Genomic DNA, 12,967 nt, shown 5'->3' with positions numbered 1-12,967 from the left:
CCGTGGGCAGGTGAAGTCGTGCCTTGATTCACGGCGGCGGTATTAGCCGGGGGAGGGGCGATCGGACTGTTTCTGTGCGTCACGCCATACCGCCGGCGGCATGCCGAACTGGTTGATGAACCAGCGGGTAAAGGAACTCGCCATGGAGAAGCCGAACATGTCGGCAATCTGGCTCATCGAGTTGTTCGGGTTTTCCAGATAACGCAGCACCAGGGCGCGGCGCACATCGTTGATCAGCTCGTTGAAGGCACAGCCGTCTTCCTTGAGGCGACGTTGCAGGGTGCGCACGTTCATGTCCTGGGACTGGGCGATCTGCTCGATGGTGGCGCGGCCCATCGGCAACAGCAGGTAGAGGGCCTTGCGCACTTCGAACAGCATCGAGGTGCTTTCAGTGCTTTGCAGCGAGTCAAGATGGCGCTGGGCATGACGGGCCATGGCCGGGTCGGCATTGGCGTTGATCATGTCGAGGCTGGCGCCGGGGCAGACGATGCCGTTGAACTCGCTGCCGAACTCCATGTTGCAGCCGAACAGGCGCCGATGCAGGTGCAGGTTGTCCGGCGGTAGGTGCATGAAGTTGACGCTGTAAGGCTGCCAGTGCGAACCGAGCAGGGTCGAGCACAGACGAAATATCACGCCGATGGCCAACTCCGTAGCCTGGCGACCGGGCATCGGTGACTCGGTGACCATTTCTATTCGAATGATCGCCATCTTGCCGGCCTCTTCAACGAAGATCGCCAGTGAATCGTTCATCAAATGACGGTAGCGCACCATTACCTGCAACGCTTCGCGCAGGCTGCGCTGATGGCTGAGCAGGAGGCTGGTCACACCGAAGTCCGAAAGTTGGCGCGACCCGGCCATGCTCAGGCCGAAGGTCTGGCAACCGCTGGCGGCGGCCGAATCTTCCAGCAGGCGCACGGCGGCATCGATGGAAATGAGCTGTTCGGGAGCATGTAGCTGAGCCTTGCTCAGCCCGATGTCTGCCATGACGTCGTGCGGGTTGAATCCCAACTGCTGGGTGACTTCCAGGTATTTGGTCAAAACGGCGGCGCGGACAAGCTTGGGCATACGCAGGATTTCCCTCGGCCGATGGCGGTGTTGCATTTTTCATCGACGATGTATTGAGCGAGAGGATGGAGAGATGTTGCTAGCGCCTACCCATGGAGGAGAGGCTGCGGGCCTATGGTAGGTGGCAGGAGAGTGAGGCGATGCGCATTGGGGGACAAAATCTTCGCGTGTTGGGACACCAGCAGACTGAGCGTCTTCGAACCTGTTTTTCTATTTATTGAGGCGAGACAGGTTCGACTGCCGCCTTGCTCTCTCGATAGGCGACGGCCCAGGCCGAGGGTGTCTTGCCAAAACGGCTGCGGAACCAGCGTGAGAAGTCACCGGCAGAAGAGAAACCGAGGAGTTCGGCGACCTCATACAATCGGCGCTTGCGGTTAGCCAGGTACTCTTCGGCGAGTTCGGCGCGTACAGCATTGATGATCGTCGAGACACTCTCACCCTCGATCGCCAGGTGCCGGTTGAGCGTGCGTCGATGCACGCCAAGGTGCTGGGCCACGCCATCGACCGAACACAGACCGCTTGGCAACAGCATCTTGACGATCTGACGCACCCGCTGCGTCGGCTCATCGCGCAGGTTGGCCAGCAGCATGTCCAGCGACCGCTTCACTTCGCGATGCAGCGCCGGGTCTGCTTCAGGGATTGCCATATCGAGATCGCGTGCGCGGCAAACGATGGCGTTGAGCTCCTGGGAAAACTCGATGGCTGTTCCCAGCACGCGGTGGTGCACCTCCAGGCTGGCAGGGCCTTCATGGGTGAAACAGACCCTGACCGGCCGGAAAGTATGGCCGCTCAGAATGCTCAACGTGCGCAACATGATACCGGTGGCCTGTTCTATCGCCTGGCGCCAGACGCCATGATGGCCCTGCATGTTCACACCCACCTGCAGCAACGTCAGGTCGCCTGCATCCTCAAGCCACAATTGCACGCCGGCGTTATGCAGTCGCGCATAGCGCAAGCAAGACTGCAAGGCTGCCCGCAGAGTGGGTTCTTCGCGGATAAGCAGCGCCAGCATGCCAAAATTGGACAGCTGGCGCTTTTCCGCGAGCAGCAGGCCGAAGGCCTCCTGGCCGGACAGGTGGGCGGACTCCTCCAGTAGCCAGCCTAACGAATCGCTACTGATCATTAGGTTCGGGTCGTCGAGGACACTGGCCGGCAGCTTGGCCATGCGCAGCATGCGAAAAGGGTCGAGCCCCACTGAACGGGCCACTTGCTCATAGCTGGTAAGGCTGGCGCTTCGCGTCAAGGTGTACATGCTTACCCTCGTGTCCCGGATTGACCAGATTGGGTCCTGAGAAGCTTAGTGCAGCACACCCCGTCAGGGTTACCTCAGGATGGACAAGCACAACCGGATGTTCAGCGGCGGGAGTCTTCAGGGCTATCGCCAGACGCTCTTCACGGGGCAACTGGGCGCCAAAAGGTCTGCTCGGCACCATGTTTTGCGTACAAGCCGTGGATCCGTTGCTTGATGGCCTCATAGTAGGTATCCCGGGCTCGAGGTTATGGGCACAGAGGAACAGTTTCTTGGCATTTTGGGACGCAGAGGCGGGACCAGGACAAAACTGAATAATGCCCACGCCCGGCGCAGTCTTGCCTGCCAGACCGGAATTTCTGGAGATGGACGGTATGCATATCGTCAGGACAATCGAGGACGTCGACAATCCACGCTCAAAGAAGTGGCAAAGCGTTTTGAAATTTCCTGCCGAAATCCCACCCATACATGGCGGTTTGTGCGAAATCCCACGGGCTTTCCCACGGTTTTTGCACGAATCTTCACCGCTGCCGCTCGTATCATTTCACTCGGAAAAAACGGCGAGCATTGGCGATGACAAAAAATACAACGTTGTGGGATATCAGCCCGTTCCTGAGTACCGAAACGCCGACCTGGCCAGGTGACACGCCTTTTCAGGAGGAACGCGTCTGGACTTACGGTCCCGAGTGTCCGGTGAATGTCGGGCGCATCACGCTGTCGCCGCATACCGGCGCCCACGTCGATGCGCCGCTGCATTACAGCGCCGACGGCGCGCCGATTGGCGAGGTGGCGTTGGACGTCTATATCGGGCCTTGCCGCGTTCTGCATTGCCTGGACAGCGGCGAGCTGGTGCAGCCCGGGCAACTGCAAGGACGTTTGCACGATGTGCCCGAGCGTGTGCTGCTGCGAACCTATCGACAAGCGCCGCAGGCAGCCTGGGATTCGGGTTTTACCGCGGTTGCCAGGGAAACCATCGATTTGCTGGCGAGCCTTGGTGTGCGCTTGATTGGCATTGATACGCCGTCACTGGATCCGCAGCAATCCAAGACCCTGGATTCACACGGCGCCGTGGCCCGCCACCACATGGCGATCCTTGAAGGCATCGTGCTGGACGAGGTCCCGGAAGGCGATTATGAGTTGATCGCCTTGCCGCTGCGGTTTGCGCATCTGGACGCGAGTCCGGTCAGGGCGATTCTGCGGCCGCTGAGCAGGTCGTAACGCGGGTAACCCATTCAGCCCACCCGACTGGAACGCCTGCCAGGCGTTCCGGTCGAGTGAGGGCTGTCAGGTATTGCTCTCGGTGAATTTTTCGTAGTACAGGTGCACGCTGTCCGGTGCCTGGGCCTGTAGCCAGGTCTTGATCGACTCCACCATCGGCGGTGGCCCGCAGACGTACATATCGACCTCGCCATCGCGCAGTTCTGCGGCGTCGAAGTGCTCGGCAATGTAGCCGCGCTTGCCAGTCCAGTGCGGCGACGGATCGCTGACCACCTCGGTGTAGCGAAACCCCGGGATGCGTTGCGCATAGGCCTGGATGCGCGCCTGTTCGCACAGGTCGGCCGCCTCGCGCACACCGTAGTACAAATGCACGGGTTGCTCGCAGCCGCGCTCCGCCAGTTCGTCGAGCATGCCCAGCAATGCCGAAAGACCGGTGCCACCGGCCACCAGGATCAGCGGCCTGCTGACGTGGCGCAGATAGAAAGCCCCCAGCGGTGCCTCCAGGGCGATCTGGTCGCCCACCTGGCAGCGTTCGCGGATGTAGTTGCTCATTACCCCATCGGGCAGCAGGCGAATCAGGAACTGCAGCTGATTGCTGGCGCTCGGCCGATTGGCGAACGAGTAGGAGCGTGTGTTCCCGGTACCCGGAATCAGCAGCCGGGCGTACTGCCCGGGCAGGAAATCCAGGGATTGCCCGACCTGACCCAGGTCCAGATGCAGGATCGCCGTGCTGTCTGACACCTGTTTGACGGCGTTGACCGTTGCCGTGAGTTGATCGGGGCCGGCGGCATTGCACAGGCTGGAGGCGAAGTCGAAATAGAACGCCGCGTCGGATTTGACCCGGGTCTGGCAGGTGAGCATCTTGCGTTGTTGCAGGTCCTGGCTGGAGAGGGCTTCCTCATCCACATAGTCCTGGCTGTACTCGCCCGACTCGCAGCGTCCCTGGCAGGTTCCGCAGACGCCTTCGCGGCAATCCAGGGGAATGTTGATGCCGTTGCGCAGGGCTGCGTCGAGCAGGATTTCGTTGGGTTGTACGGGAAAGAACAGCGTTTTGCCGTCGGCAAAACTGAACGCGACCTTATGGTTCATGCCCCGGTCTCCTTGGATTCAGAGGTGGTAGAAATCGAGTACCGAGTTGATGGTGTCGTTGAGCAGCAGCACATGCTTGCGGGTGATCAACCAGCTATCGGCGTGGGGCTTGAGGTGATAGGTCGCGCGGCCAAAGAACTGCTCGGACGTCGCCAGGCGGTAGTACAAGGTTTGCCAGTTCAGCCGCACCTCCAGCTCGCCATTTGCAAGCTCGCCGATGCGCACGTTGTTGATCTGGTGCAAGGTGCGCGGCATCGGCGTCGAGGAGGCGGACTTGCCGGTGCGCAGGCGGAACACGCGGTCTTCCAGGCCCGAACGATTGGGGTAATAGATCAGTGACATTTCGCGCTTGGGGTCGCGGGTATGGACGTGTTCGGAGTCCCATTGCGGCAAGTGGAACTCGCTGTGCCCGGCGAACAACTGGAGGTAGGCGTCCCAGTCCTGGGCGTCGCACAGTTCGGATTTGCGATAGAAAAACTGTTCGATCTGATACTGCAATTGCGCATTCATCATTACACCTCACGGAGTTTCAGGGATTTGGCGTCCAGGCCGTCGAGCAGGAATTGCTGCCAGTTGCGGTGCTGGTTGACGTAAAGCCCTTCGTGGGTGAATTCGGTGCCGGTCATGGCCGGGGCAATGCCGATCGCTTCGCTGTTGGGCGTGGCGCCAGTGGCCCAGCGGTGACTGCCGCGGGAAATATCGCTCCAGCGCTCCAGGCGTGCCTGGAAACCGCGCTGGGCCTCCCGGAATTCCACCAGGTCATCCGGCGTGCCCAGGCCCGAGACGTTGAAAAAGTCTTCGAACTGGCGAATGCGGTTTTCGCGGTCGGCATCGGACTCGCCCTTGACGCCGATGCATTGGCTGACGATTTCGGTCTTGTTCCACGCCACCGGGCGGATGATGCGCAGTTGCGAGCTGATTTGATCGAGGAAAAACAGGCTCGGATAGATGTTCAGGTTGCGCAGGCGATGCATCATCCACTCGGCCTTTTGCTGGCCGTGTGCTTCGATCAGGCGCGGCATGATCGTCGCGTAGCCGGAGCGTACCGAAGGGTTGGGCATGTCGCTGAACAGCAGGCTGTGGCCATTGTTGAAGGCGAACCAGCCGTCATCGGTATTGGCGTCGCCGGCGCCGAGTTTGCTGTAGTCGAGGGTGCCGCTGGCGGCGCTGCCGTTCTCGCTGTTGACCTGCTGGCGATGTTGCACCGTGGCCACGTAGTTATAGTGCACCGTGCTGACGTGGTAGCCATCGAGGCCGTTTTCGTTCTGCAGCTTCCAGTTGCCGTCGTAGGTGTAGGCCGACTTGCCGGGCAGTACCTCCAGCTCACCGGTCGGCGACTGGGCGACCATCATGTCGAAGAACACCCGGGCATCGCCGAGGAAGTCTTCCAGGCTGTTGTCCGCGTGCACATCCAGGCTGATGAACACGAAGCCCTTGTAGCTCTGGATGCGCGCTTTTTTCAGGCCGCGCGTGGCTTTGTCGAAGCCTTCCGGGTACTCGCCAGGGGCCTTGACCTTGACCAGGCGACCATCGCTTTTGTAGCACCAGGCATGGAAGGGGCAGGTGAAGGTCGACTGATTGCCCTTGCCGACGCGGGTCAGCGTCGTGCCGCGATGCTGGCAGGCATTGATCAGTGCATTGAGTTGGCCGTCACCGTCGCGGGTGATGATCATCGGCTGGCGACCGGCGCGCATGGTCACGAAGTCGTGGTTGTTGGCCAGCTCGCTTTCGTGGCAGGCGTAGATCCAGTTCTTCTCGAAGATCAGTTCCATCTCCAGGTCGAACAGCTGCGGCTCGGTGAAGATGTCCCGGGCGATGCGAAATACACCTTCTGCCGGGCGGAAATCCAGGCAGCCCTGGATAAACGTTTTCCACTGCTCGACGTTTTTTTCGCCACTCATGGTGTGCACCTTTTTTATTGGGCTAATCGGTGTGCTCATTAGAGAAGCGGGGCGGGTGGCGGTCTATCCGATAAGTTGGCGAAGGCAGTCCGTAAAGTTGGGGGGCAGGTAACAGCCTGTTGGGCAGCGATGACACAAATTGCGCACCAGGTGATAAACGGCTGCACCTGAATGCGCCAATCGGATACTGTTTTGCAATGCGTCGAGTGCGCATCGAATGTTTTTCCGGCTGCGCCAGCCATGCCTTATCCGCATAGTTGCCGATCACTATCCGTTAAGTGGGCGCCGGTGTTTTATGGCGTGGAAGTTGCTCCTTTCCAGCCTGGTACGCGCCGTCAGAGCGCGCCGAAAATATTGCCTGTGAGTGCACCGTGATGAGTAGCAAAGTTGATCCGCAGTTTCGCGACATTTGTGTCGACAGCGATGACCTCGAGGCTGCCAGAAGCTGGATGTCCGGTATCTGCGGACCCCATCGACTGGTGAGCGCGACCCCCGAACGGATCCGCTTTCATCACAGCGCCAACATGTTCAAATCAATGGCCACCACCCTGGGTACTATCGAATACGGGACCGATGTCACCATCGATATCGAAGACGCCGAGCACTTCAGCAGCTACAGCCTGAGCTTGCCGCTGGTGGGCCAGCAGGAGCTGAGCAAGGATGGCAGCGTGATCAGGTCCGACCGCGATCAAGGGGTGATCGTTTCGCCCAATGAAAACCAGCTGCTGGCGATCTCCGGTGACTGTCGCAAGGTTCAGGTGGTGATTACCCGCAGCGCCATGAGCGAAGCGCTGGAGGGGATGTTGCAACGGCCGTTGGACGAACCGCTGCGCTTCGAGCCGGTGATGGATGCGATCGATGGCGCATCGGCGTCGTGGTGGCGCATGGCGCGTTATTTCATCGACGAGCTGGAGCGCAGCAGCGAACTCTTCGAACAGGTGGCCTTCACCCGGGACATCGAAAGCTCGCTGATCAAAGGCTTGATCCTCGCCCAGCCCAACAACTACTCGCAGGAGTTGCGGGATGCGTTGGGCGTGAAGTTGCCGCACTATCTGATCAGGGCTCGACAGTACATCCACGACAACGCCCGCGAAGCGTTGCACCTGGAGGACATCGAGGCGGCTGCCGGCGTTTCGCGCTTCAAGCTGTTCGATGCGTTCAAGAAGTACTTCGCCATGTCGCCGATGGTCTACTTGAAAAAGTACCGCTTGAACGCCGTGCGCCAGGAGATTCTCGAGCACGGCTCGGCACGCAATATTTCCGGGATAGCCATGGGCTGGGGGTTCATGCACCTGGGGCGTTTTTCCACCGAGTACCGCAAGCTGTTCGACGAAACCCCGAGCATGACCTTACAGCGCAACGAAGCCCGGCGCCTGCGGTAATGCTGTTCACTTAAGATATAGGGCAAACAATAAGCAGCCTGTGGCGAGGGAGCTTGCTCCCGTTGGACTGCGCAGCAGTCCCATTTTTAGGGCCGCTTCGCGCCCCAGCGGGAGCAAGCTCCCTCGCCACAGGTTTCTCACTGGCTCAAGATGCTCTTGAGTGAGCAGCATTGGGCGCCAACGGCGTTATTTGCGTACCACCAGATCCAGCAATTCCTCGCGCTCCTTGATCTTTTGCAGGACGATTTCCGAACGTATATCGGTGACGCCGGCGGTGCGGTTGAGGTGGTTGACGATGAAATCCGAGAAGTGCTTGAGGTTGCGGGCCTGGACCCGCAACACATAGTTGCTCGCCCCGGTGACGACGTACGCGGTGACCACTTCCGGCCACTGCTGGACCTTCTTGATGAAGGTCTCGTGCCAGTCCTCGACGTCCTGTCGCAGCGACACATGAACGATGGCTTCCAGTTCAATGCCCAGCCGCTCGGCGTTCAGCACCGCGCGATAGCCGGTGATGATTCCTTCGCTTTCCAGCAGGCGCAACCGGCGCAGGCAAGCCGACGGTGACAAGGCGACTTTCTCGGCCAATTCCTGATTGCTGATACGGCCATCCTGTTGCAATTGATGCAGGATTCGCAGGTCTGTCGAGTCAAGATTCATGGTTTGAATAAATCCGCGTTTATTGGGCTTTGATTCGAATAATCTGCGAGATAACTACTATAACGCTGCGCACTTTGCACGAAAATTCTGCAAAGGTTCGTTCATTATCTCTCCATCGAAAGGCAAGCGAATGGCCTTGATTCAAGGCGCCCGGAGGGCGCCGCATAACAAAAAACAGGACACCCAATGACCACAAGAAACGATTGTCTGGCGCTTGATGCCCAGGACACGCTGGCGCACCTGCGTCAGCAATTTGCGCTCCCTGAAGGCGTTATCTATCTCGATGGCAACTCCCTGGGCGCGCGGCCGGTCGCCGCGTTGGCGCGGGCTCAAGCGGTGGTCGCCGAGGAGTGGGGCAATGGCTTGATCCGCAGCTGGAACAGTGCGGGCTGGCGCGAGTTGTCCGAGCGTCTGGGCAACCGCTTGGCGGGCTTGATCGGGGCAGGGGACGGTGAAGTCGTGGTGACCGATACCACCTCGATCAACCTGTTCAAAGTGCTCAGCGCTGCCTTGCGCGTACAGGCCAGCAGGTCGCCGCAGCGGCGGGTGATCGTCAGCGAATCGAGCAATTTCCCGACCGACCTGTACATCGCCGAAGGCCTCGCGCAAATGCTGCAACAGGGTTACACCCTGCGCCTGGTCGACAGTCCTGAACAGTTGCCGCAAGCGATTGACCAGGACACGGCGGTGGTCATGCTCACCCACGTCAACTACAAGACCGGCTACATGCACGACATGCAGGCCCTGACCGCGCTGACCCACGAATGTGGCGCGCTGGCCATCTGGGACCTGGCCCACTCAGCGGGCGCGGTACCGGTCGACCTGCATCAGGCGGGTGCCGACTACGCGATCGGCTGCACCTACAAGTACCTCAACGGCGGGCCGGGCTCGCAGGCCTTTGTCTGGGTGTCGCCGCAGTTGTGCGATCTGGTGCCGCAGCCACTGTCCGGCTGGTTCGGCCATTCGCGACAGTTCGCCATGGAGGCGCATTACGAGCCGAGCAGCGGCATCGCGCGCTACCTGTGCGGCACCCAGCCGATCACCTCGTTGGCGATGGTCGAGTGTGGCCTGGACGTGTTCGCCCAGACCGACATGGCCAGCCTGCGGCGCAAATCCCTGGCGCTGACCGACCTGTTCATCGAGTTGGTCGAGCAGCGTTGCGCGACTCACGAACTGACACTGGTCACGCCGCGTGAGCACGCCAGGCGTGGCAGTCACGTCAGCTTCGAACACCCCGAAGGTTATGCGGTGATCCAGGCCCTGATCGACCGTGGCGTGATCGGTGACTACCGCGAGCCGCGCATCATGCGTTTCGGTTTCACCCCGCTGTACACGACCTTCACCGAAGTCTGGGATGCCGTGCAGATTCTCGGCGAGATCCTCGACCAGAACACCTGGTCGCAAGCGCGATATCAAGTTCGCCACAGCGTGACCTGAACCTTGCGGCGTGCCGGTCCAGCCGCGGGTTTTTCCCGCGGCGGGCTTTCGCTCGCCCATACACCAGTTCTGCAAACACAATAATAAGGAGCACGCAGAATGAAACCGTCCCTCTGGCCTGCCTTGCCGCTCGCCATTTCCAGTTGTCTTGGGCAAATGGCCTATGCCGCCACTGACAACGGGTTTGTCGAAGACAGCAGCCTGACCCTGACCAACCGCAACTTTTATTTCTACCGCAACAACCTCAACAACCCGGGCGGCCAGAACTATCGGGACGAGTGGGCCCACGGGATCATGCTCGATTACCGCTCCGGCTACACCGAGGGAACGCTGGGGTTCGGGGTCGATGCCTATGCGCAGTTGGGCATCAAGCTCGACAGTGGCAAGGGCCGCACGGGCACGGGTTTGCTGCCGGTCGATTCCGCTGGCAATCCCGAGGATGAGTATTCCGAAGCCGGTGGTGCGGTGAAGGCGCGGATTTCCCGGACCGAGCTCAAGTACGGCAACCTGACACCGCTCAATCCGGTGTTCGGCACCGGCAATGCGCGACTGTTCACCAGTGTCGCCACCGGCTTTCAGCTGACCAGCAATGAGCTCGAGGCATTGAAACTGGACATCGGCCACTTCACCGCCGGCAACGACAATAACTCGACCAATGCCGATGGCGCGCTCAAAGCGCTGTACGCCGGTGTGGAAACCCGCAGTGTCGATTACCTGGGCGGCAGCTATGCGCTGAGCGATCAGTTGAGTGTCAGCCTCTACGGCTCGCAGTTCACCGACATCTGGCGGCAGTACTACGGCAACGCCAACTACACCTTTGCACTGGGCGAAGGCCAGTCGCTGAACCTGGATTTCAATCTCTACCGCACCAACGACAGCGGCGACAGCCTGGCCGGCAAGATCGACAACACCACCTGGTCGCTGTCCACCGCGTACACCTTCGGCGCCCATCGCCTGACCCTGGCGTACCAGCGGGTCGATGGCGACGAACCGTTCGATTACCTCGGCTTCGACCAGCAGCCAGGCACGTCGATCTTTCTCGCCAACTCGATTCAGGTCCTCGACTTCAACGCCCCCAACGAACGCTCCTGGCAACTGCGTTATGACCTGGACATGGCGCCGTTCGGCATCCCGGGCCTGAGCTTCATGTCGCGCTACGTCAGTGGCGACCACATCGACGACAGTCATTATGACGGTGGGCCCAATGGTACCTATGGGCGTTATGGCGATGACGGCAAGCGCTGGGAGCGCGACATCGAAGCGCGCTACGTCGTGCAATCGGGCAAGGCCAGGGACCTGTCGGTGCGCATACGCCAGGCCAGTGTACGTTCCACCGCACAGGTCGCCCGCGCCGACACCACCGACAACAACGAAGTGCGCGTCATCATCGAGTATCCACTGAGTATTTTCTGATCCGTGTCCTGCTGTGCGTGGCTGATCCCCACGGCAAAAAACAACAACGTGCTCTTCAAGAAAGACAACATCCAGAGGACATACAAATGACCGACAACGCCGGTTTCGAAACGATATCCAACCGTGAACACGGCCTGCGGCGTCAGCTGACGTCGGGGCAGATGAGCATGATCGCCATTGGTGGTGCGATTGGCACCGGGTTGTTCATGGGCAGCGCCTATGCCATCGGTTATGCCGGGCCGAGCGTGCTGCTCAGCTATGGGATTGGCGCAATCATCACCTTGCTGCTGATGGGCTGCCTGGCGGAAATGACCGTGGCCCATTCGACCTCGGGTTCGTTCGGTGCCTACGCCGAGTTTTATGTCAGCCCGCTGGCCGGGTTCCTGGTGCGCTATGCCTATTGGGCGGCGATTGTGCTCGCGGTCGGTACGGAAGTGACGGCGGTGGCGATGTACATGAAGTACTGGTTTGCCAACGTGCCGGAGTGGATCTGGATCGTCTCGTTCTCCAGCGTGTTGATCGTGCTCAATGCTATCAGCGTGAAGACCTTCGGCACCTTCGAGTACTGGTTCTCGACCATCAAGATCGGCGCGATTGTCGGTTTCATCATCCTGGCGGTGTACGTGGTGTTCGGTTCCGGCAACCCGGAGTACGGCGTGCACAATTACACGGCTCACGGCGGCTTCTTCCCCAATGGCCTGCAAGGGATGTGGGTAGCGGTGATCGTGTCGATCTTCAGCTACCTGAGCGTGGAGATGATTGCGGTGGCCGCCGGTGAGGCGAAGGACCCGGAGCAAGCGGTGAAAAAAGCCTTTCGCGGGACTATCGTGCGATTGGTGGTGTTCTACCTGCTGACCCTGGCGTTGATGCTGGCGATCGTGCCGTGGGTCCAGGCCGGTCATGCCCAGAGTCCGTTCGTCACGGTGATGCAAGCCATCGGCATTCCAGGCGCCACCGGCGTGATGAATTTCGTGATCCTGATTGCCGCGTTGTCAGCGATGAACAGCCAGTTGTACATCACCACGCGCATGATGTTCAGCCTGTCGCGTGCCGGCTATGCGCCAAAATCCATGGGGGTGCTGAGCAAGACCGGGATCCCGTTGAACGCACTGTTGCTCTCCAGTTCAGGTATCGCCCTGGCGACCTTGCTCAACATCCTGTACCCGGAGAGCTCGTTCACCCTGATGATGGCGATCTCGATGTTCGGCGCGATCTTTACCTGGTTCATGATCTTCCTCACGCACTACTGTTTCCGTCGTTATCACCAGCGTAATGGCAACCGCAAACTGTCGTTCCGCATGCGTCTGTTTCCCTTCAGCACACTGCTGGGGTTGGTCCTGATGGGGGCGGTGATGATCACGACCTACTTCACCGAAGCCTTCAAGATGACCCTGGTGTTCGGCGTGCCGTTCCTGTTGGTGCTGTCGATTGTCTATGGCATTTTCTTCAGGAAAACCAGGGCGGTTGCGGTGCTGAGTGCGCAGCCCAAGCTCTAGCCTGAAGGGGGCTCCGCCATGGCGGGGCTTCCTGGTTTTCGGGGGGGCGCCGAGGGT

The 12,967-nt window shown here is 60.1% G+C and carries 11 protein-coding genes; 5 read left to right on the top strand and 6 right to left on the bottom strand.

Going from position 1 to position 12,967, the window contains the following annotated elements; translation table 11 throughout:
- Positions 1-42: 42 nt before the first annotated feature.
- Both KGA88_RS26790 and KGA88_RS26785 read right to left on the bottom strand, forming a co-directional pair.
- A complete protein-coding gene (locus KGA88_RS26790; RefSeq protein ID WP_223595399.1) occupies positions 43-1,065 on the bottom strand; it encodes an AraC family transcriptional regulator in 1,023 nt (340 codons plus the stop codon).
- Between the two features lie 214 nt (positions 1,066-1,279).
- Positions 1,280-2,317: an AraC family transcriptional regulator gene (locus KGA88_RS26785; protein WP_223595398.1), complete on the bottom strand. Its 1,038-nt coding sequence runs from the start codon at positions 2,315-2,317 to the stop codon at positions 1,280-1,282.
- 570 nt (positions 2,318-2,887) lie between these two features.
- On the opposite strand from KGA88_RS26785, the gene kynB reads away from it, so the two are divergent.
- Positions 2,888-3,532, top strand: a complete 645-nt coding sequence (gene kynB / locus KGA88_RS26780) for an arylformamidase (protein ID WP_223595397.1) — start codon at positions 2,888-2,890, stop codon at positions 3,530-3,532.
- 66 nt (positions 3,533-3,598) lie between these two features.
- Here kynB and antC read toward each other — a convergent pair whose 3' ends face one another.
- From antC to antA, 3 genes are read right to left on the bottom strand one after another with little or no spacing between them, the layout of a single operon-like run.
- Entirely contained in the window at positions 3,599-4,621 is a 1,023-nt protein-coding gene (gene antC, locus KGA88_RS26775) for an anthranilate 1,2-dioxygenase electron transfer component AntC (protein WP_223595396.1), read from the bottom strand.
- An 18-nt stretch (positions 4,622-4,639) separates the two neighbouring features.
- Positions 4,640-5,131 (bottom strand): anthranilate 1,2-dioxygenase small subunit, encoded by a 492-nt coding sequence (antB, locus tag KGA88_RS26770; protein ID WP_110661014.1) that lies wholly within the window; start codon positions 5,129-5,131, stop codon positions 4,640-4,642.
- 2 nt (positions 5,132-5,133) lie between these two features.
- Positions 5,134-6,522 carry an anthranilate 1,2-dioxygenase large subunit gene (antA, locus tag KGA88_RS26765; protein ID WP_110661015.1) on the bottom strand — a complete coding sequence of 463 codons (1,389 nt, stop codon included), beginning with the start codon at positions 6,520-6,522 and terminating at the stop codon, positions 5,134-5,136.
- Positions 6,523-6,896: 374 nt separating this feature from the next.
- Here antA and KGA88_RS26760 point away from each other — a divergent pair, with 374 nt between their 5' ends.
- The gene (locus tag KGA88_RS26760; RefSeq protein WP_223595395.1) at positions 6,897-7,904 is read left to right on the top strand and encodes an AraC family transcriptional regulator; all 1,008 of its coding nucleotides are present in this window, start codon (positions 6,897-6,899) and stop codon (positions 7,902-7,904) included.
- A 186-nt stretch (positions 7,905-8,090) separates the two neighbouring features.
- Here the strand turns inward: KGA88_RS26760 and KGA88_RS26755 are convergent, their stop codons facing one another.
- Complete coding sequence (locus KGA88_RS26755; protein WP_110661963.1) at positions 8,091-8,564, bottom strand: Lrp/AsnC family transcriptional regulator; 474 nt, start codon at positions 8,562-8,564, stop codon at positions 8,091-8,093.
- 186 nt (positions 8,565-8,750) lie between these two features.
- On the opposite strand from KGA88_RS26755, the gene kynU reads away from it, so the two are divergent.
- The 3 genes from kynU (at position 8,751) to KGA88_RS26740 (ending at position 12,910) form a co-directional block, all read left to right on the top strand.
- Positions 8,751-10,001: a kynureninase gene (kynU, locus tag KGA88_RS26750; RefSeq protein WP_223595394.1), complete on the top strand. Its 1,251-nt coding sequence runs from the start codon at positions 8,751-8,753 to the stop codon at positions 9,999-10,001.
- A gap of 99 nt (positions 10,002-10,100) precedes the next feature.
- A complete protein-coding gene (locus KGA88_RS26745; protein WP_223595392.1) occupies positions 10,101-11,414 on the top strand; it encodes an OprD family porin in 1,314 nt (437 codons plus the stop codon).
- Positions 11,415-11,500: 86 nt separating this feature from the next.
- On the top strand, positions 11,501-12,910 hold the full coding sequence (locus KGA88_RS26740) for an amino acid permease (protein WP_223595389.1): 1,410 nt from the start codon (positions 11,501-11,503) through the stop codon (positions 12,908-12,910).
- The last annotated feature ends 57 nt before the right edge of the window (positions 12,911-12,967 follow it).

Origin of the sequence: Pseudomonas sp. A-R-19, assembly GCF_019956575.1 — a bacterium.
GTDB lineage: Bacteria > Pseudomonadota > Gammaproteobacteria > Pseudomonadales > Pseudomonadaceae > Aquipseudomonas.
The sequence above is the reverse complement of the archived record's forward strand: the minus strand, read 5'-3'. Positions and strand labels throughout refer to the sequence as shown.